This window comes from Allobaculum stercoricanis DSM 13633 (genome assembly GCF_000384195.1).
Classification (GTDB): Bacteria; Bacillota_I; Bacilli_A; order Erysipelotrichales; family Erysipelotrichaceae; genus Allobaculum; species Allobaculum stercoricanis.
On record NZ_KB913034.1, the window covers coordinates 1,270,622 to 1,291,670 of the forward strand.

The following is a 21,049-nucleotide window of genomic DNA, read 5'->3' on the forward strand; positions in this document are numbered from 1 at the left end:
CTTGTTTGATTCAATTTAGTTTTCGATAAATTCGAATTCAAATCCTTCTAATTCGACGATGTCGCCATCTTGACATCCAGCCTCACGTAAGTGTTGGTCGATTCCTAAGAAACGCATCTGGTTAGCGAAGTTGTAGAAATCTTCATCTGTATTCAGTTTGTCGATATTGAAGTTTTTACGAATTAATGGTCCATATACGCTAAAGCGACCTGGTTCGACTTCTTCAATCGTGTATGGTTTTTCTTTTTCTTGGAATGTATAAGTAACGCCTTCCGCTTCTTCTTTTTCATCTAAGATTGGGAAGATTGGAGTCGTTGCTAGAAGATCTGCCGCTTTGTATAAAACTGGGGCTAAACCTTCATGAATAATCGTTGTCGTTTCAAATACTTCTAGATCTGGATAAGCTTCTTTAAAACGTTCTAGATTTTCTTGTGCATGTTCTTCATCCATTTTATTCGCCACAACGATTTGTGGACGTTCTAATAAGCGCAGATGATATTTTTCCAACTCAGAATTAATGTTGGCGTAATCTTGTACTGGATCACGTCCATCTTGTGCCCCCATATCGATTACATGGATAATGACACGGCATCTTTCGATATGTTTTAAGAACTGTAAACCAAGTCCTTTTCCTTCACTTGCTCCATCAATGAGTCCAGGAAGGTCGGCCATTACGAAACTTCTTCCATCTGGAACTTGCACAACACCAACATTAGGCGCAAGCGTTGTAAATGGGTAATCCCCGATTTCTGGTTTTGCGCGGCTGACAGCATCTAATAATGTTGATTTTCCTACTGATGGATAGCCAACTAAACCAACGTCAGCTAAAGTACGAAGTTCAACCATTACATCGAATTCTTCGCCCTCTTTACCTGGTTCAGCATAACGTGGCGCAACGTTACGGCTTGATTTAAAACGCGCATTTCCGCGTCCTCCACGTCCACCTTTCGCAACAACTTGTCTTTGGTGAGGTTCTGTTAAATCGGCTAAAACCATCCCGTTATCGATTCGTTTTACAACAGTTCCAAGTGGGACTTTAACGATTTGATGGCCTGCATTCGCTCCATGCATGCGCTTGTTTTTCCCTTTTTCTCCAGGTTGCGCACGAATAATACGGTGATAGCGTAAGTCAAGAAGTGTGACCATGCCTGGATCGGCTTCAAAAATGACGCTTCCGCCATCTCCACCATCTCCGCCGAATGGTCCACCATTAGCAACGTATTTTTCGTGTTTAAATGAGACTAGTCCATCTCCACCTTTTCCGGCTTTGACATGAACTTTTACCTGATCCACAAACATGTCCAATACCTCTCTTTCATTTGTCGTAGGTTCTACTACGATTTTATCTATATCGCTACTTTTTTGCATTGTAAGCAGCTACAAAATTATATGCAAGAAAAAAAGCCTGGTCTAGGAAGATCAGACTTATTTATCATTCGGATTATTCAGCAGGATATACTGAAACCTGTTTTCTGTCACGGCCAAGTCTTTCGAACTTAACTACGCCATCAACAGTTGCAAACAAAGTGTCGTCTCCGCCTCTGCCTACATTTTTACCAGGATGAATTTTTGTTCCACGCTGACGGTAGATGATGGAACCAGCAAGACATTTCTGTCCATCAGCCAGTTTGGCACCTAAACGTTTGGAGTGGGAGTCACGTCCGTTTTTTGTCGAACCTACCCCTTTTTTGGAAGCGAAGAACTGAAGGTCCATTGTGAATCTCATGATTATACCTCTTTCTCTTCTGTTCGATTAATGTTTTATTGTTTATCCAATTGGATGTGATCAGGATATGATCGCATCATCATATCCAACTGCGTATATAGAAAATTTAACACATTTTGGATCGATGGTGAATTTTGAATCACGCGAATCAGAATTTTATTCTGACTTGCAGACATTTCACAACAATCTGGATAAAGCTCATCTATCGCATTAAGCGATGACAATGCGATTGCCGAAACACCAGCACACACTAAATCTTGGCCATATGGACCAGACATCGCATGTCCGCTGATCTCAATCGTATTGATCTCAGACTCTTTCGTCTGAACTTTGATTCGAATCATACTCTAATTAAGCAGTGATGGATTCGATTTTAACACGTGTATAAGGCTGTCTGTGACCCTGTTTTCTGCGTGTAGAAGATTTTTTAGGACGATATTTCACGATAGTGATTTTCTTTCCTTTACCTTGTTTTTCTACTACACCGCTGACTTTTGCACCTTCAACGAAAGGTTTGCCAACTTTTCCGTCTACAAACAGAACTTTGTCGAATTCTACAGTTTCACCTTCCTGAGCGTTTAATTTTTCAACCCAGATAGAGCAACCGTTTTCAACTTTAATCTGTTTTCCACCGGTTTCAATGATTGCGTACATTTTAGTGTCTCCTTTCCGATTCTTGATACTCGCCATAAAGGCGGACACTTGTCTCTTATAAGCCTTTTCTGTGCGGTTGCAAGTCGTAAAAAGACTGCAACATTAGTATATTAATGATTTGTCTAGTTTTCGTCAACCAAAAAATTAGTTAAATCTTAAAAAACTCTTTTTTGACCCTGCTCATTTACCGCCTATCTCAGTATTTGAATTGAGCAATAGACAAAGATCAGTGATCAAAATCACATTTGTGCTCTTTACATTTTTTTGCCATCGATTAAACCAAAATGAACCGCTGCATTCCATACTCCATGTTCATCAATGTCATCTGTAATATAATCCGCTGCCGCTTTTGCACCTGATGTCGCATTGCCCATGGCTACTCCAATTTTTGCATAGCGCAACATACTTTCATCATTTTGTGAATCGCCAAATGCGATAATCTCTTCTTGAGTAAAGCCATGTTTTTTGCCCATTAAATATAAACCATACGGTTTACCTTCTAAATGAAGTTCTCTTTGTTCCTTACATACTGGTGCTATATCAACACCATAGGGATTCCATCTTGCTACAACGACATGATCTGTTAAATTTTCTTGAAATGCTTCTTCTTCTTCCACTGTAAAATAAGCCACAGCGCCCACAAGTTCTTGATCGTGCCAAGGTTTCGGATCGGGAATTTCAAGATTCAGCGCCTTACAAGCAATGAATGTCTGTGGCGTAACGATATTCATGTAAAAATCATCCATCGTCACAAGCATCACAGCATATTGCTCTTCTTGAAACAAGCGCACCATAATCTCTTTATCCTCTTTTTCAAAAGGAATGCACATTTCTACATTACGATCTTGATCTAATAATAAAGATCCATTTAATACAACATATCCATCAAAATGAAGATCTCTAAAATCTAGCTCATTGATTTCAAGAAGATGTCTTCCTGTCGCAATATAAACTTTGATGCCATTTTCTTGCATCATATGGATTGCCTTGAGTGTTGAATCCGGAATTTTTCGTTGACTATGAGAAAGGATTGTTCCATCGATATCAAAAAATGCTGCTTTAATCATAGCGTCCTCCATTTATTTGTATTTGCAATAAACCTTTTCATAATTGTACTCATTTTCTTGATCAAAACTAAAACAACTCTGCTTTTTTGCTCAAAAGTCAAGTGAAAACCTCATGTCTATATTCACTATTGCCAAACTGTTCTATAATTTTTTCTAGACCAAATTCAGATCCGGATTTTGTTTTATTGTCATAAATCCATCTCGAAAGTACATTTCAATACACACTATGGAGGACCCAAATGTTTAAACCGATGCGCCGCATTCAACAACAACTTCAAGACCAAGAAGTAGATGAAATTTTAGAAAAACATACCTATGGCGTACTTTCTCTTTTTTCTGAAGATGGATACCCTTATGGTCTACCTTTAAACTATGTCAAAGAAGGTGACAAACTTTATTTCCATGTCGCAAAAGTTGGTCATAAAATAGATGCGCTCCATCATTACAACAAAGCTTCTTTTTGTGTCGTTGATCAAGACCAAGTAGTTCCTGAAGAACTCACAACTTACTACAAAAGTGTGATTGCTTTTGGCAAAATTTCCATCATTGAAGATTTAGAAACCAAATATTCTGTCCTCGACCATTTCATTGCTCGTTTTAATCCTCAACTCAATATGCAAGAGCGTAAAGAAGCCATTTTGCCTAGTTTTGATCGCGTTGAATTGATCCAATTTGAAATCGAGCATATCACAGGAAAACAAGCAAAAAAATTTGCTTTAAAACAGTAAAATATCCACTATCCTATAAAACTCATAAAAAAGTGAATCCATTGAGCATAAATAAATGTGCTTTTATGGATTCGCTTTTTAAATAACATCTATGATTTGCATGCCATTGAAAATCGCACTATCTGGTCGGTTTTTATTCACTTGTAAAATGACAAGTTTATTCGTTTCCAGTTGCGTTTGGACACGTTGCCACTGAATCGGCATAATGGCGATATCCAGAGTTCCAGTATCATCTGCTAAAGTAGCAAATGCCATTTGATCACCTTTTTTGGTTTTTTGTGGCCGAATTGATTGGATGATCCCCGCAATTTGCATATGTCCATTTTGTTTAAGGGCTAATTCCAAAGATAAAATTTGGCGATTTTTTTGACGTAATAAAGTAGCCGGATGGCGCGTAATATAAAAGCCTAACAATTCTTTTTCTTTTTTAATCCGCTCCATGTTGTTGATGGGCATCTTGTGCAAAACAGGTGGAGTCACACCGGCAAATTGCCACGTTCCCCCTTCTAAAGTAATCAAATCCGCAAACGAAATGATTTGTTCTAATTGAGCAATTAAAGTTTCTCTCGTCACTTTGAGTTCATCCAATGTCCCTACTTGAATGAGCGCTTCGACTTGTTGGTTCGATAAACCAATATGAATTAAGCGAATCACACTCAAACAAGGATCTTGATATAAGCCATGTTCGTGACGCTCTTGAATGATGCGTTCAATCGTTGGACGATTTATCGATTGGATCAATGAAAATGGCAGTCTTAATCCATTGACTTGTTGACTATACGTTTCAAACGAATGGTTTAAAGAGAATGGTAAAAATGAAATTCCTCTTGATCTTGCTTCTTGAATAAAAATATTCGTCTTTGCGCCTGATCCGATACATGAATCTAAAAGTACTTGATAGAACGCAAGTGGATAATTCACTTTCAACCAACACATTTGATAAACAATTAAGCCATAAACATATGAGTGTGACTTATTGAAGCCATATTCAGCAAACTCGAACATCACTCCAAAGATTTCTTGCGCTTTTGTTGAATCGATGCTTTTTTCTTTTGCGCCCTCAACAAACTGATCTTGCCACTTGGCCATTTCTTCCGGCTTTTTTTTCGACATTGCTTTTCTAAGCATATCCGCTTGAGCTAAGCTAAATCCACCAATAACTTTCGCCGCTTCCATGATTTGTTCTTGATAAACAAAAATGCCACCTGTTTCTTTTAAAATCGGATCGAGTAACGGATGCATTGATTTTTGGTTTGCACGATTAAAGCGCGCTTTTAAAAAGGTATCGATATTTTTCATCGGTCCTGGTCGATACAAAGCGAGCACTGCGGCAATATCTTCAAACTTTTCTGGTTTATAACGAATGAGTAAATCGCGGATCCCCGCACTTTCTAATTGGAAAACGCCCATCGTTTGTGCGTTTTGAAGCAATAGATAAACTTTTGGATCGTCTAACGGCAACTTGAGTAAATCAATTTTCTTTCCTTCTTGTTTTTCAATCACTTCTAACATCGATGCAATTAAAGTTAAGTTTTTCAGCGATAAAAAGTCGAATTTGATTAATCCAATTTCTTCTAAGTATTCCATCGTGAATTGAACAACAGGAAGATGTTCACCGACATCTACAAGTGGAGCTTGCTGAACAATCGAATCACGAGCAAGAACAATTCCTCCAGCATGCAAAGAGGCATGACGAGGGAATCCTTCAATCGAACACGCCGCTTGATACACGGCTTGCAAACGCGGTCGACTTTCGATCATATGTTTAAAAGCTGAATTGTGTTGCGGAAGTTCTGCTAATTTCCATTCAGAATTATTGGGAACAAGTTGCGTCAGTTGACTAATTTCACGATTCGAAACATTCATCGCCCTTGCACAATCTCGTAAAGCAGAGCGTGATTTCATTCGTGAAAAAGTCACGATATGCGCAACATGATATTTGCCATACGTTTCTTGAACATAATCTAAAATCTCTTGGCGTCGATTGTCTGGAAAATCTGTATCAATATCTGGCATTGAGATTCGACTCGGATTTAAAAAACGTTCAAAAAGCAACGAATTAGCAACCGGATCGACATGGCTAATTCCTAAAGTCCAAGCTACAAGAGAACCTGCGGCACTCCCTCTTCCTGGCCCAACGAGAATTGAACGTGAACGAGCTTCCCGAATAAAATCCCAAACGATTAAAAAGTAATCTGAAAAGCCCATGCTTAAAATGACATCTAATTCCATTTGAAGTCTGTTCCAATAATTGCTCGGAACATTTTGATTGAATCGCTTTTTTAATCCTTTAATACAAAGTTCTTTTAAATAAATATCACTTTGCGCCCCAACTCGATTAGGAAAGATCGGTAAGTTTGCTTTTGGAATTTCATAATCTTCGATTTGATCAATAATTTGATCGGTATTGGCAAGTTGTTCAACTGAATATAAACTTGCCATTTCCTTTTCGCTTCGATAATAACGACCTTTTCGCGCTTGAATTGTTGGATCATCCATTGATTTTGTTTGACCAATTGCCCTTAATAAACGCAAAGTTTGCTCGTCTTGAGGGTGCTCATATTCAACGCGACTGAGGGCTACACAAGGCAAATCCAAAGAATTTGCGGCGAGTTCTAATGTGGCATTAGACTTAGCAAACCGAGGCGAATCTTGTAAAGAAATTGCGACATAAAATGAATCAGCTATTTGTTCGAGCGTTTGGAACAGTGTTGCAATTTCAACAACCATATTTTGATAGGCCATATTCTCCAACACTTCATCCCCACCCGCATTCATCAAAATCAGATTTGTTCCAAATGCTTTTAAAACATCAATGGGCATCGGTTGCGAATGGGACATAACCCACGTTGAAATTTGATATAAGTTTTGTAATCCTTGACCATTTTTTGCGATCGCTAATAGCGAGTAAAGATTTCCATTTTCTTCGATTTCAAATTCTAAACCGATAACGGGTTTTAATCCTGCCTTCTTGGCAGCATGCAAAAACTCCATCGTTCCATACATTGTACAATGGTCAGTTAAGACAACAGTTTTTTGATGATGTTCTTGGGCTAAACGAATAATATCTTCAATCGTCAAGCCACTTTCAAGTAATGAATAACAAGAACGGACATGTAAATGAATCATGGCTCTATTATAACGACTTTCTTGTCCACATAAAAATCCAAGATCAAAGTAGCTTCTTCTCTTACTAGAAAATCAGATCTTACATGATCCTTGATCTACATTGATCACAAAATAAGATCAAAGTATGATTCTGGCTATTCATCATCTTCTTTCATATTTTAAAAAACAAAAAATCTACCCATGAAGGCGTTTGATTTCCTTAATGAGTAGATTTCAAATGATGATTCATCATAAAAGATTCATCTAAAAACAAATAGACAAACTTTACGATATTTTTTTCAATTTTCCGACTAAACCGGAAGCCAGTCTGTACCACAACGATACTTGGAATCAGTAAACCCTCAAGAAAAAACTCAGACTAGCCAAGAAAAAGACATGCTTTATGCGCTTTTCTTTTTCTCTTGAATTAATTTTTCTAACTCTTCGATTTCACTATCCGTGATATCATTGGAGACGAATTTTGCCACGAAGTTAAACACACGATCTTCACCGATATTCGAGCGATCATAATCATATTTGCTAATTTCAGGCACGTAGTAACGCATTAATACTTTGCTTTTGAGTTCTACTTTGTTAATGCTCAAATAGCCATTATTTAATAATTTTTTGAGACTGACTAAAACAGTGTTTCGATTTAAATTTGGATGATTTTCTAAAATATCTGAAGAACTGATTGGTTCTTTAGAATTCCAAATAATTTCCATGATCTCTAGTTCTTTTTTAGATAAATGCATATGCTCTCCTTTTTAATTTTCAATCAATCAATCAATCAATCAATCAATCAATACATTATGATGACGTAATAAATTATTTAAGCAACCCTTCAAATATATGAGAATTGTTTTTACGTCCCATTTATGTGAATTCACCTAACTCAACAAGCATCTTTGCCTTTGAGTCTAGATCAGATCGTCATCATGATTTTAACGCAAACTATCACGAAATGACTAGAGTCTTTGAATTTACTATTTAATTCGCTAGGATAATGTCTTCTTGTTGTCGTTAAGCTATTGCTTCTTTTGAATATGATTGATTTGATTTATACAATAAAATTCTTTTTCACACCCTAAAGAATCTATCTAATTTAATTATAATACAAAAAATAAGTATATACGGTGTTTTTCAACTTGTTTTATATAAAATCAGATAACCAAAAATATCGCCACTTTTTTCTAAAGTCTTCCTTCACCGATCTATACTCTCAATAAAAAACTCTCCAAGTTATATTGACCCGGAGAGTTTTGATATCATTTTAGTTTTCGTTTTGAGCAAGTTGTTCAAGCTGTTCAATTAACGAAGTTAGCTTGCGAACATCTAAATTTTTAATGCCGCATGCTTGTTGATGACCGCCGCCACCATATTGATTAGCCAACTCATTGATCGCTACTTTTGCTGAACGAAGTGAAGCAGAATATAAACCGTCAGGTTGCTGAGTAAACAACGCCCAAATCATAATTCCTTTGATGTTGTTTAAAGCGTTAACTTGGCTTTTTGCTGTCTCAAAAGAAACCCCTCGAGATAAATAATCTTGTTGACTCACAACACTAAAAAGGAAAGCACCTTTTTTTACTGCACGACTCGCGATAAAAGCCGAGATTTCAAATGTAGAATAGTCTCTGCTAAATAAAAACTTAGCCGCTTGTTGTGGATTAGCTTGTTGTTCCATCAACCATGCCGCAGCTTCAAATGATTGTGGACGTACTGTTGTAATCGTAAAGCGCTGCGAATCCGCCATTAATCCTTGGAGCATCTCTTGTGCCGCTTTTGGCCCAATGTTCATGCCTGCTTGTTTAAACATTAAAGCCTGGATTTCGCAAGTTGCTGATGCATGAATATCCACTAAATCCAGTGGACCAAAATCTTCAATTTGAAGATGGTGATCCATGCGCGCGATTTGGTGAGCAAGCAGAAAACGTTGATCATCTACACGATCACGATTTGCCGTATCGGTCACAATAGCTAAAGAATTTGCGATTGTTTGATCATCCACTTCATCCATTTCATCACTACGTTCTCCTTGTCCTAAAGCATAAACTTGCTTATCAGGATATGCGTATCGAATCCATTCTTTTAAAGCGAGTTGAGATCCATAAGCATCAGGATCGGGATTCACATGACGAAATAACGTGATGATTGGTGCAGATTCAATTGCATCTAGCAATTGTTTAAAAACTTCAAAATTATGCATTTTTAAGATTTTGGTAAGCGTCACGAGCTAACATAACTTCTTCATCTGTTGGGATGACATAAACTGCAATTTTGGATTCTGGAGTAGAAATTTTAACTTCTTTTCCACGGCAGTTGTTTGCTTCGCGATCTAATTCAACGCCAAATACACTTAAGCCGTCAATAATAGCAGCACGAGTATCAGGAGCATTTTCACCAATACCACCAGCGAATACGATCGCATCAGCACCACCCATTAAGCCATAGTAACCTGCTACAGTTTCAATTACACGGGCATCAAAGAGGTCACGAGTTAAAATTGCACGTTCATTACCTTCTTCAACTGCGTTTTCGATATCGCGGCTATCACTAGAAATACCAGAAACACCGAGTAAACCAGATTTTTTATTTAAAATATCATCCATTTCTTTAGCGGAGTATCCGTATTTTTCCATTAACACACCTGGAATTGCTGGATCGATATCACCAGAACGTGTACCCATCATAACCCCTGCAAGTGGAGTTAAACCCATAGATGTTTTGAAGGATTTACCGTTTTTGATTGCGGTGATTGAAGCTCCATTTCCTAAGTGGCAAGTAATCATATTCATTTCTTCTGGTTTTTTATTTAACATTTCAGCTAAACGTAATGTTAAATATCTGTGGCTTGTTCCGTGGAAACCATAACGACGGATATGATCTTTTTCGTAATATTCGTAAGGAATTGGATACATATAGTTTACTGCTGGCATCGTTTGATGGAATGCTGTATCGAAAACGAATGTGTGCACTGCATTTGGAAGTGCTTTGTCGAATGTACGATATCCAGTTAATCCAGCTGGGTTGTGCAATGGTGCAAGGGGGATGCATTCTTCAACTTTTGCAACAGCATCAGCAGTAGCAACAACGGAATCAGCATAGAATTCACCACCGTGAACTAAACGGTGACCAACTGCTTTAATATCAGTAAGTTCGTTTACAACGTGGTGTTTTAATAAATTGTCAATTAACATTTGAACAGCAACTTCGTGATTTGGGATATCCGTAGTTTCGCTAAATTTTTCACCGTTGATTTTAATTGTGAAAATTCCGTCATTTAGACCAATTCTTTCTACTAAACCTTTTGCTAAAACTTTTTCTTCCGGCATTTCATAAACTTGGAATTTCAAGGATGAACTTCCGGCATTAACAGACATAACAATAGCCATAACTCTTTAAATACTCCTCTTCTTTATATTTCGTAAACAGTTTACCGCCATTTCAACTATAGACCAAATATTCCTTCTTTTTCTTGTGAAATATTTTCGATTTTTAAACAATCTGTCCATGTGATCTCTTTTTGAAAGACTATAGAAAATAAAATTTCATTACTCATGAAAATAATTCATTCACAATCTCCAATTCGTGATTTTATTCACGAATTGGATACTATTATTCTGAACATTTCATCGTCAAAAACAAAAAGATGTCTAACGAGATCAAATAAGATCTTGTAACTAGACATCTTTCAATTTAAAGAGAAAAACAATTTTTAAGCATCAGATTTCATTTGCTGCATGATAGCCCGAACGTACCGCTTCAGCAATGCTTGCGGTTCTATCTTTCGAGCAATCCCCTACATTCCAAATTGGCGTGTTCATACCTTCAACAGCTAATGTATTTTTCTTGGAACCAACAGCCATAACGACCATATCGCAATCGATTGTAAAATCTTCATTCGTTGCAGTATTCGTCGCCTGGAATTGGTCATGCAAAATCATGAGCACCAATAGCACAAATCACGGCATCAGCTTCATTCATGATCTCTTTGGTGCATTCGCGATTAAGTTGCACATTTACACCTAAACTTGGTCATACGTTTTCGAAGTATTCGATTGAACGTAAGATTTCATCTAATCATTTTATAAATATACTCTCCGTCTTTAAATTTGTTTCGCTACGTCGTATCCTTCGAAAATCGCATCTTTAATGGATCGAGCTTGTTTGGCATCTCCGATTAGATGATATGGATTTCCGGCTTCTTTGAGCATTTCTTCCATTGCTGGATCGCTACGATATCCAGTCGCAAAAACTAATGTATCAGCATCTTCAATAACATGTTGTTCATTATTTTGCGTGTAGTAGATTTTGTCTTCTTCAACGCGATCGACTTTTGCTTTACAAAGCATATTGATTCCTTTTGCCATCATGCGTTGTACAAGTAAGGATCGACCCGGTCCACTTTCTTTCATCATGACTTCATCCATCATTTCTAAAACCGTGATCACGCGGTTGCGTGGGAATCGGTCATTAACAATTGGAGCAAGGTAATCGGCTGTTTCACAACCTACGCTACCGCCACCTAAAATCACGATATTTCTACCTGGGAAAGCACGTCCCGCTAAAATATCATCTGCAGTCATTGTTTGTTTAAATGAAGTAAACGCATTGATTACAACTGGTTTTGCCCCTGTTGATGCGATGACTTCATAATCTTTAAATTCATTTGCGAGCATTTCTGAAGTTACTAGGCAATTCAAACGAACTTCAACACCATAACGCTCAAGACGACGTTGCATAAATTGGATGACTCTCGTTAAATCTTGCTTACCAATTGGCACAGCCGCCAAACGAGTTAATCCCCCAAGTTCATCTTCTTTTTCACATAAAACAACATGATGACCTTTTTTATGGGCTACATAAGCAGCTTCCATACCGGCAACGCCCCCACCGATGACTAAGACCTTTTTCTTGACTGGTGCTTCTTGTAAAGTATCTTCATTTTCTAATTCGAATGAAGGATTGATCGTACAAGAAACACGGTTACCAAACATAATTCCATTTAAGCAACGCAAGCAACCGATGCATGGTCGAATTTCATCTTCTCTTCCTTCTCTTGCTTTATTCGCAAATTCTGGATCACAAAGATTGGCACGTCCAATCATGCAAACATCCGCTTTCCCATTCGCAATTAATTCTTCCGCAAGCCATGGTTCAACAATACGACCTACTGTTGCTACAGGAATATGAACATATTTTTTGATTTCTTCTGATAATGCCGAGTGGGATCCCATTTTTGTTCCTGGAGCAGGAATGGAACTTCCACGCGCAATTGTTGTTCCGCCAGAAACATGGAGCATATCAACGCCCGCTTTTTCCAGCTCTTTAGAGACATAGATCATGTCATTCATATTCAATCCGCCATCTGTATATTCATCTCCAGAGATGCGTACATCGATAATAAAATCTTCTCCACAAACTTTGCGGACTTCTTCAATGACTTCTAAAGTCAATCTTAATCTGCCATGAATATCGCCACCGTATTCATCTGTTCGCTTATTGTAAAGTGGTGATAAAAAGCCACCCAATAAACCATGGGCATGCGCAGCGTGAATTTCTACACCATCCCCACCTGCTTTTTTTACACGTAAAGCGGCTTGACCAAACTGATGAATAATGACTTTTAATTCTTCTTTCGTCACTGGACGAGGTGCTTCCTTTGCATAGTATGGTCCGACAAAAGAAGGAGCGATTAAACGTGGTGTTCCCGGAATTGGAAATGCCATATAAGCCGGGTGAAATAACTGTGGCAAAATAAGTGCTCCATATTCATGAACACCATCAACGAGTTTTTTCCAACCTTCGATGAATGAATCATCATAGATTGACATATCGCCAGGTAAATAAACATAGGTAGGTTCTACTGTCACAACTTCGGTCACAAATAAACCTACGCCGCCTTTTGCACGTGCTTTATAGTGCTCAACCAACTCATCTGTGACATAGCCATGGTCTCCTAAATTCGTGGATAAAGGTGGCATAAAAATGCGATTTTTTGCTACTTTGTTGCCAATTTTAATTGGCGAAAATAAATGTGGATATGAATTTTCCATTGTTATCTCCTTTTTGTATATTGTAACGCGATTATTCCTTTTTGAATGTACTTTATTCTTTTTTCCACAAACAATCACCAATATTGTATAGACGCAAAAATATTCTTATTTCTGTTGATTTATTAAATACATGAGATTATGTATAGACAACATATCTCATTTTCTTACGTTAGAAAAGTGTTCAGCTTGAATCAATCTTCATACGCAAAATACACAAATCGCTTTTTGAGCAAAGTAAAAGCAGTCTAATCGAATAGACTGCCGAGTTGTTCTGTATATTCTGGATGTTCTTTTAAAAATTGGCGTAGTTGGTTTTGTTTATCAACCAAATGAAGCTTAGACTCAAAATCCTCCATCATCGCCACCCCTTTTTTTAGTGCATCATAAACTGCAGCTTTAGAAATATCCAAGTTTTCTTGAATTTCTTTTAAAGAAAGATCTTCTTGAAAGTAAAGTTCTAAAACTTCTTGTTGGCGCGGAGATAAAAACGCTTCGTATTGATCCAACAACAAATTGGCTTGAATATGCGAAATCATTATTCTTCTTCCAAACCTTTGGTAATTCCAATTAAATAGCTCGATAAATCAAATGGGCGTAAATCAGCTGGTTTTTCACCTAAACCTAAAAAGCGTACTGGTAATCCCAATTGATCGCGAATAGCCATCACGACACCACCCTTAGCGGTTCCATCCATTTTTGTCAAAATAATGCCCGATACTGGAGTGACTTCCATAAATTCTTTAGCTTGACTAATTCCGTTCTGGCCAGTTGTTGCATCGAGGACGAGCCATGTTTCATGTGGCGCTCCTTCGATTTGTTTTCCCGCAACGCGACTCATTTTTTCTAATTCGCGCATCAAGTTCAGCTTGTTTTGTAGACGTCCTGCTGTATCACAAATCAAGACATCCATGTTATGTTCTTTGGCATACTTGCAGCCATCAACAATAACACTTGCTGGGTCTTGTTTTTCTTTTCCCGCAACACATGGAGCATTTAAACGTTCTGCCCAGATTTCAATTTGATCCACAGCTCCCGCACGGAATGTATCGGCAGCAGCAACTACTGGTTTTTTTCCAAGTTCTTGGAAATATTGGATCAATTTTGCGGTTGTTGTCGTTTTCCCTGAACCATTGACGCCGACCATCATAATGACTGTTGGTCCTTCTTCTTGCAAAGACCAATCTTCGTCTTGTTCAGGATTATAGAAATCATAAAGAATAGAGATTAAGTAATCTTCCATTGAGTCATAGTTTTTGATTTCTTTCGATCGTTCTTCAAAAAGTTCAACTACTTTTTGTGCGGTATGGATGCCCATATCACTTTCAAGAAGAATAATCATAATTTCTTCTAATAATTCATCCGTTACCCCATGGAATGAATTAGAGAGCGCACGAATGCGATCCCCAAAACTCTTGCGGCTTCTGGATAATCCAGTCAAATATTTGTCTTTATCTTGAGAACGAATAAATTTCGATTTTATCTTTTCAAAAAAAGCCATATCTATTCACCTACTTACTCATTTCTGTTGCATCTTTGAGCATCACTTTTAAAACTTGGCTGACCCCATCTTGTTGCATCGTCACGCCATATAACGTATCGCATTGTTCCATCGTTCCCGGACGATGAGTAACCGTAATAAATTGCGATTGATCTTTAAAATTCGATAGATATTTAGCAAAGCGTTCAACGTTCGCCTGGTCAAGCGCTGCTTCTACCTCGTCAAAAATGCATAAAGGAACTGTTCTTGCTTTTAATATAGCAAACAGTACAGATATCGCAATTAATGCTTTTTCTCCCCCAGAAAAAGTAGACATATTTTTAACTGCTTTTCCCGGAGGTTGAACATCGACATCCACACCTGTATTCAACAAATCGTTAGGATCACATAAAACGAGTTTCGCTTTACCGCCCCCAAACATTGCTTTAAACACTTCATCCAAGCAATCGTTAATGCGATTAAACATCTCTTCGAATTGAACTGTCATGGTCTGATCCATTTCATCGACTGCTTCTAAAATTTGTTTACTTGCTTGTTCGAGTTCTTCTTTTTGACTTACTAAAAACTCGTATTTTTCTTTAATTTCTTTTAATTGATCGGGCGCAGCTAAATTGACATTGCCCAAAGAACTGAGGGTTTTGCGTAACGTTTTAATCCGACTATCTGCCGCGTCAACGTCCACTTCTTTTTTCTGTTCTAATGCGGCTTCATACGTTAAGGCATAATCCGCAGACAAACGAGAAAGATTTTGTTCTAAGCGGGTTTCAATTCGGGCAAGCTCCAATTCTTTTTGTTGGATTGTACTCGAAAGTGCATTTTGTTCACGACGACTTGTGCGCAATAAATCATTGAGTTCACTACTGCGCTGGGAACATTCTTGTTTTTGGGCACTCAAACGAGTGAGTTCCCCTTCAATTTCATCCATACGTTGATGTAACTCGGACAATCTGGCGATTAAACCATTTTGCGCATTTGCCCGATTACGCGTTTCTTCATTTTCCTTTGCAGAAAGATCGAGTTGCGAAATTTGCAGTTGTAAACTTTGATACTTTTCTCGTTTAACTTGCACAAAGTTATCGAGTTTTTCTTTCTCAATTCGACTTTGCATTACTTCGTTGGTGAATTGTTCAACCTCACGAGTGATGCCTGCGATTTTTTCTTGCATATCTTGCAAATCAAATCGTTTTTGTTGGATCGCTTCTTCTAGACGAGCTTTTTCTTTTTTCAATGCCGGAATCGGATTGGATTGTTGACGCATGGAACCACCCGTCATTGCCCCACCAGCATGAACGACATCGCCACCAAGGGTCACAATTTTGACACTTTGTTTGAGTTTTCTTGCTGCATCGTTGGCACATTCCAAATCACGAGCCACTAAAATTGAACCTAATAAGCGCATTTTTAAAGGTTCATACACATCTAAACAACGTACAAAATCGCTCGCAACCCCTAAAATTCCCGCTGATTGTTTTGCAATTTCTTGTTGCCAATCGGCAAGTGTTCTCGCCTTGCAAACGCTCAGCGGTAAAAACGTTGCTCGTCCACTTTGCGAACGTTTCAACCAGTTAATGGCCGCTCTTGCACAACCTTCGTTATCGACAACAATTTGTTCAGAAGCACTAGATAGCGCCGTTGTGATGGCCGATAAATATTCGTCATCGCATTCTAAAAGTTCACTCACCAAACCATGAATGCCGGCTAATCGATCTTGATTTTTCATCACCGCTTGCACGCCATGGTTTCGATACGGTGGATGAGCAATTCGCGATTCAATTCCCGCCAACTCATTTTCTAAATGATGTAATTCATTTTGTAGCAGTTGCCGACGGCTGTCATAACCTTGTAATTCATTGCGTGCACGTGACAGCTGTTGTTCTTTTCCTTGTAAAGAAACGATCGCTTGGTTTAAACGATTGCGGCGGTCTTCATATTCAAACTTTGCTTCGCCAAACAATTCAATTAACGATTGGCGTCTAGCTTGTTCATCCTCACTCGACAACAAGTTCTTTCGCCGTTCATCTAAAATTGCTTTTTGTTTTTGCAGTTGCATCGATTCTTCCATGCATTGCGATTTTTCACGTTGCATTCGTGCTAATTGGCCATCTAATTCCAAAATTCGTTTAGACAATGTTTCTAGTTCATCATCCGCTCTTTGGCCTGCAGCATTTTGTTGAATCAGCTGATAGTTCAACTGTTCCAAATCTTGGCGAATTGCCAATTCTTGTTCTTTTAATTCACCAATGCGAATCGCAAGAACAGAAATTTCAATCGAAGCAAGTTCTTCTTTTGCTTCAATATATTTGATCGCATCTTTTGCTTGTTCTTCTAAAACATCAACTTGATCTTTGTGGGTATCAATTAAATCTTGGACTCGATCTAAGTTATTTTTGACATTTTCAAGTTTGGCAAGCGATACACGTTTGCGCTTTTTATACTTGGCAACACCCGCTGCTTCTTCAAACAACAAACGTCTTTCTTCTGGCTTAGCATCCGCAAATGAAGAAATGTTCCCTTGCGAAATAATCGATAATGAATCTCGACCAAGACCGGTATCCATGACCAAATCTTGGATATCCTTTAAACGACATGGCGTTTTATTGATGTAGTTGGAGATTTCGGAAGCACCACGCGAAATCTGTCTCGTAATTTCAATTTCGTCATATGGTGAGTCAAATATTTTTTGCGTATTATCAAAGACTAATGTCGCCCGCGCCATATTGACTGCTTTTTTAGACTCTGATCCTGCAAAGATGATGTCTCCTAGAGATTGTCCGGATCGCAACGCTTTAGCGGATTGTTCCCCTAAAACCCAGCGAATCGCATCGGTGATATTACTTTTTCCACAGCCATTCGGACCAACAATCCCTGTTAATGGCTGATCAAATTGAATCACAGTTTTATTCGCAAAACTTTTAAATCCGGATAGTTCAATTCGTTTTAAAAACATCCAGGCTCTTCCTTTCTGTTCTATCTTCAAATCCAAAAACATCTCTTTTCTTGTTCCTCTTCTTATAGAATTGAACATGAAAAGATCTTCGTGTTTTTTGGACTCGTTTTGTTATTTTCTCACGTCAACGCGTATTTCTCAAATTTCCAATAAGATCCATGCGATCTAAGATTAGATCTTTTTTAAATCATCAAAGTTTTTCATCCAACTCGATCTGTTTTTGCATCAAAAAAATCCTGATCCTTTTCGATTTTGAGCAATATTGATAAACCGTAACGATTTGTTTGGCATCTTTATTTCAACCACTGAATAATCGTGGCATGATAAAGATAATATAATATTTTCATATTTCATATGAAAAGTTCGTTCTATGCTTTTATCTAGTTTTTAATACTAGATCTCATTATAATAAACACTAGAAAGAAGGACTTGTATGGAAAAGACAATTCATCATTCATCACAACAACCACAGCTGATGAAAAATACGTATCATTTGACGTTCCGTGAAGAAGTCGGCAATGCCGTCAGTCATGGCGTCATGATGTTTCTCTATCTTTTTGCGCTACCCTTTCTTTCCGTCTATGCCTATTTACAAGACGGGTGGATTGGTGTAGTTGGCATGGGCATATATGGAATTTGTATGATCGCCATGTTTGGTGGTAGTTGTCTCTATCACATCATGCCTTATGACACAAAATGGAAATTTGTTTTCCGTAAGCTCGATCATATCTCCATCTTATTGGCAATAGCCGGAACATACACTCCAATTTGTTTAGGAATTGTCGATCACTACATGTTAAAAATCGTATTGGCTGTTGAATGGTTATTAGCGATCGTCGGCATTCTTCTCAAAAGTATTTCCAAATATGCTCATCCGGCTATCTCTATGATCCTATATATGTCTATGGGTTGGTTAGCAGTTCTTGTCTTACCGATTATCATTGCTCAAACCGGATGGAATTTCGTTTTCTATCTTTTAGCCGGTGGTTTATGTTACACAATAGGCGCCATCTTCTATGCGAAAAAGAAACCTTATTGTCATTTCATTTGGCATTTAATGATTGCGGCTGCTTCCTTAATCTTCCTTTGGGGCATTTTACTCTACGTTTAACAAATACTAGTCTGAACTGATTTTGATAAAATTTTTAGGCCTGCTCGCTCAGTCCTTTTATATTTTGAAAGATTGATTCTTCAAGATCATTCAAGCGCACAAAAGCCTGGCTTAATCGCAAATGCGAATGTGGCCAGGCTTTTCAGCTTTTTAAATAGAAATCAAATTTCGTTTAAGCGATTCAATTGATTGTTTGAATACAAAACTTTTTTAGCTTATGATGATTCAACCTTATTTTGTTGGAACTAATGAAGTACGGAAGGCGATACCTTCATCATGCCAACCATAAGAAACTAATGCATTCTTTTCTTGTTGATTCATCGTGTAATGATGTTGACCACCATTTGGATTATAAACACGGAACACTGGTGCACTCTGTGGTTTATTAGATGCATACCATGAAACTTTTTCATCGTGCCATCCTAGAGAAACAAGAGTATTCTTTTCATTTTCATCTGTTGTGTAATGATGCAATCCACTATTTGGATTATAAACACGATAGACAGGATTTCCTTCTTTATTTGCTTCAGTCATGAATGAAACACCTTCATCATGCCAACCAATATTTGTGATATGCATGAATTCATCATAGTTAGTTGTATAGAGGTGTTCCCCATTATTTGGATTGTATGCACGATAAACCGCATTTTCTACTTTTTCTGTATATCCAATGGCTGGAATGGAAACAGGATCTGTTTTGTGATGACAAACTACGCAATATTGATATTTAGCACCTGCTTCATCTTTCGTAGGTTCTTTATCGATCACCCAAGTATAAGTATGTCCAGTCGCAGGGATTTCCGTTGGCTTTGCTAAATCGTTTAATCCCTTTTCGTCTAAATAAGTTTTATGACATACAGTACATTCATAATGTTCTTCAACGCCAGGTTCTGTGCAAGTTGGATCTTTGCTTACTTTTTTGACTGTATGTACGTGAACATTGCCACTTGGTTTAATCCCTTCCGGTAATTTTTCAGTAAAATTACCGCCGTTTACAGTGACTGAAGAACTTTGAGCAACATTCAGTTTACCTTTGATTTCACCACCACTAATTGTTAAGCCACCATCTTTTGCAACACTCTTAGTAAAAACTGCAGTTTCACCTTTAACCACTGCATCACCAGAAATTGTTAGTTTGCCAATCGAAGTAGCGGAATCGTTACCGTTATAAATGGCTGCTTTTGCTCCTGCATTTGGATTATTATTTTCAATATATCCGCCTTTAATCTCTGCTTTATTCCAGTTCATAATGGCATATTGATGATTAGATGTAATAGTACCACCGTTGATCGTTAACTCACCATTTTCATCGTTTTTAATGGAATTTATACCACCACTAATATATGCACCATCATTAATCGTAAGTTTTGCGACAGCTTTTCCACTATCTGGAATATCCTTTGAACTAAACCAACCGTTTTCAACGCAAGATGAAAAATCACCCACATTGCTGATTGTTGCTCGATAAACTGTCAATGTACCATGATTCACAGCTGTGTAATAAGAGTTACGTGCTACTGATCCATTTTGATCATGATCATTTGGGCGATCAAGTTTAATCCCGCCATCTAAAACGGCAGTCCCATTATTAATTAGAGCAGCTTTTGCATGAGATGTATTTTGAATAGTTCCCTCTCCAGTAATTGTTACAGTTGCTCTTTGTCCAATTGTAATCGTATCTTTGTTAGCTTCGTTCGTTAATCTAGCTCCTTTTGCAAATTGCAAAGTTAATTTCTTACTATCTGGAATAGAAATACTTGCCGTTTGTTCTCCCTGAATTTGAATTGTGTCTCCATTTTTTGCATTGTCGATGGCTTGTTGAATGGAATTCGTTGTTTGACTCACTTCTGATTCATTAACTACTTCAAATTCATTTGCCAATACGCTGACTGGTGATTGGGTTAAAACCATAGATGCCATTAAGCAGGCACCCATCCATTTTTTCATTTTCATTATGTTCTTCTCTTCTTTCCCAACGATTATCGTCATTAAATATAATCATTGCGATTTCAGGTTACCCCCCCCCCGCTATTTTGTCAATTATCTAATTCATACTATACTTAAACCATTTATATGGTTTTTACACATATACCCTTTACTCATTACCGATCAGAATAAAAAAGCATCTCTACTTCAATTGAGTAAAGATGC

General features: G+C 37.8%; 17 protein-coding genes and 1 other annotated feature. Of the genes, 2 read left to right on the forward strand and 15 right to left on the reverse strand.

Annotation, left to right across the window (positions count from 1 at the left end; all coding sequences use genetic code 11):
• Positions 1-15: 15 nt before the first annotated feature.
• The 5 genes from obgE to ALLST_RS0105910 all read right to left on the reverse strand — a co-directional run bounded on the left by obgE (position 16) and on the right by ALLST_RS0105910 (position 3,447).
• Entirely contained in the window at positions 16-1,299 is a 1,284-nt protein-coding gene (gene obgE, locus ALLST_RS0105890) for a GTPase ObgE (protein ID WP_019893177.1), read from the reverse strand.
• A gap of 142 nt (positions 1,300-1,441) precedes the next feature.
• Complete coding sequence (gene rpmA, locus ALLST_RS0105895) at positions 1,442-1,726, reverse strand: 50S ribosomal protein L27 (protein ID WP_019893180.1); 285 nt, start codon at positions 1,724-1,726, stop codon at positions 1,442-1,444.
• 35 nt (positions 1,727-1,761) lie between these two features.
• Positions 1,762-2,070 carry a ribosomal-processing cysteine protease Prp gene (locus ALLST_RS10275; protein WP_019893182.1) on the reverse strand — a complete coding sequence of 103 codons (309 nt, stop codon included), beginning with the start codon at positions 2,068-2,070 and terminating at the stop codon, positions 1,762-1,764.
• A gap of 7 nt (positions 2,071-2,077) precedes the next feature.
• The gene (gene rplU, locus ALLST_RS0105905) at positions 2,078-2,380 is read right to left on the reverse strand and encodes a 50S ribosomal protein L21 (protein WP_019893183.1); all 303 of its coding nucleotides are present in this window, start codon (positions 2,378-2,380) and stop codon (positions 2,078-2,080) included.
• Positions 2,381-2,395: 15 nt separating this feature from the next.
• Positions 2,396-2,468 (reverse strand) — a sequence feature (ribosomal protein L21 leader region).
• Positions 2,469-2,634: 166 nt separating this feature from the next.
• Complete coding sequence (locus ALLST_RS0105910) at positions 2,635-3,447, reverse strand: Cof-type HAD-IIB family hydrolase (protein ID WP_019893184.1); 813 nt, start codon at positions 3,445-3,447, stop codon at positions 2,635-2,637.
• A gap of 239 nt (positions 3,448-3,686) precedes the next feature.
• Between ALLST_RS0105910 and ALLST_RS0105915 the strand changes: the two genes are divergently transcribed.
• Positions 3,687-4,175: a pyridoxamine 5'-phosphate oxidase family protein gene (locus ALLST_RS0105915; protein WP_019893185.1), complete on the forward strand. Its 489-nt coding sequence runs from the start codon at positions 3,687-3,689 to the stop codon at positions 4,173-4,175.
• Positions 4,176-4,253: 78 nt separating this feature from the next.
• Here ALLST_RS0105915 and ALLST_RS0105920 read toward each other — a convergent pair whose 3' ends face one another.
• The 9 genes from ALLST_RS0105920 to ALLST_RS0105965 form a co-directional block, all read right to left on the reverse strand.
• Positions 4,254-7,304, reverse strand: a complete 3,051-nt coding sequence (locus ALLST_RS0105920) for a DNA polymerase III subunit alpha (protein ID WP_019893186.1) — start codon at positions 7,302-7,304, stop codon at positions 4,254-4,256.
• Between the two features lie 380 nt (positions 7,305-7,684).
• On the reverse strand, positions 7,685-8,038 hold the full coding sequence (locus ALLST_RS0105925; RefSeq protein WP_019893187.1) for a BlaI/MecI/CopY family transcriptional regulator: 354 nt from the start codon (positions 8,036-8,038) through the stop codon (positions 7,685-7,687).
• 518 nt (positions 8,039-8,556) lie between these two features.
• Complete coding sequence (locus tag ALLST_RS0105930) at positions 8,557-9,492, reverse strand: DHH family phosphoesterase (protein WP_033399908.1); 936 nt, start codon at positions 9,490-9,492, stop codon at positions 8,557-8,559.
• The gene (locus ALLST_RS0105935) at positions 9,485-10,678 is read right to left on the reverse strand and encodes an acetate/propionate family kinase (RefSeq protein WP_019893189.1); all 1,194 of its coding nucleotides are present in this window, start codon (positions 10,676-10,678) and stop codon (positions 9,485-9,487) included. The genes ALLST_RS0105930 and ALLST_RS0105935 overlap by 8 nt, the downstream gene beginning before the upstream one ends.
• Positions 10,679-11,008: 330 nt before the next feature.
• On the reverse strand, positions 11,009-11,239 hold the full coding sequence (locus ALLST_RS0105945) for a hypothetical protein (protein ID WP_169336055.1): 231 nt from the start codon (positions 11,237-11,239) through the stop codon (positions 11,009-11,011).
• A 153-nt stretch (positions 11,240-11,392) separates the two neighbouring features.
• Positions 11,393-13,342: an oxidoreductase gene (locus ALLST_RS0105950; protein WP_019893192.1), complete on the reverse strand. Its 1,950-nt coding sequence runs from the start codon at positions 13,340-13,342 to the stop codon at positions 11,393-11,395.
• A 245-nt stretch (positions 13,343-13,587) separates the two neighbouring features.
• Complete coding sequence (locus tag ALLST_RS10280) at positions 13,588-13,878, reverse strand: sigma factor-like helix-turn-helix DNA-binding protein (protein ID WP_019893194.1); 291 nt, start codon at positions 13,876-13,878, stop codon at positions 13,588-13,590.
• On the reverse strand, positions 13,878-14,840 hold the full coding sequence (gene ftsY / locus ALLST_RS0105960; RefSeq protein ID WP_019893195.1) for a signal recognition particle-docking protein FtsY: 963 nt from the start codon (positions 14,838-14,840) through the stop codon (positions 13,878-13,880). Before ftsY ends, ALLST_RS10280 begins: the two co-directional genes overlap by 1 nt.
• Positions 14,841-14,850: 10 nt before the next feature.
• Complete coding sequence (locus tag ALLST_RS0105965; RefSeq protein WP_019893196.1) at positions 14,851-17,787, reverse strand: SMC hinge domain-related protein; 2,937 nt, start codon at positions 17,785-17,787, stop codon at positions 14,851-14,853.
• A 433-nt stretch (positions 17,788-18,220) separates the two neighbouring features.
• Here ALLST_RS0105965 and trhA point away from each other — a divergent pair, with 433 nt between their 5' ends.
• Positions 18,221-18,898, forward strand: coding sequence for a PAQR family membrane homeostasis protein TrhA (trhA, locus tag ALLST_RS0105970; protein ID WP_019893197.1), 678 nt, complete (start codon positions 18,221-18,223; stop codon positions 18,896-18,898).
• 231 nt (positions 18,899-19,129) lie between these two features.
• Here trhA and ALLST_RS11070 read toward each other — a convergent pair whose 3' ends face one another.
• Positions 19,130-20,851, reverse strand: coding sequence for a hypothetical protein (locus tag ALLST_RS11070; RefSeq protein WP_019893198.1), 1,722 nt, complete (start codon positions 20,849-20,851; stop codon positions 19,130-19,132).
• Positions 20,852-21,049 lie beyond the last annotated feature (198 nt).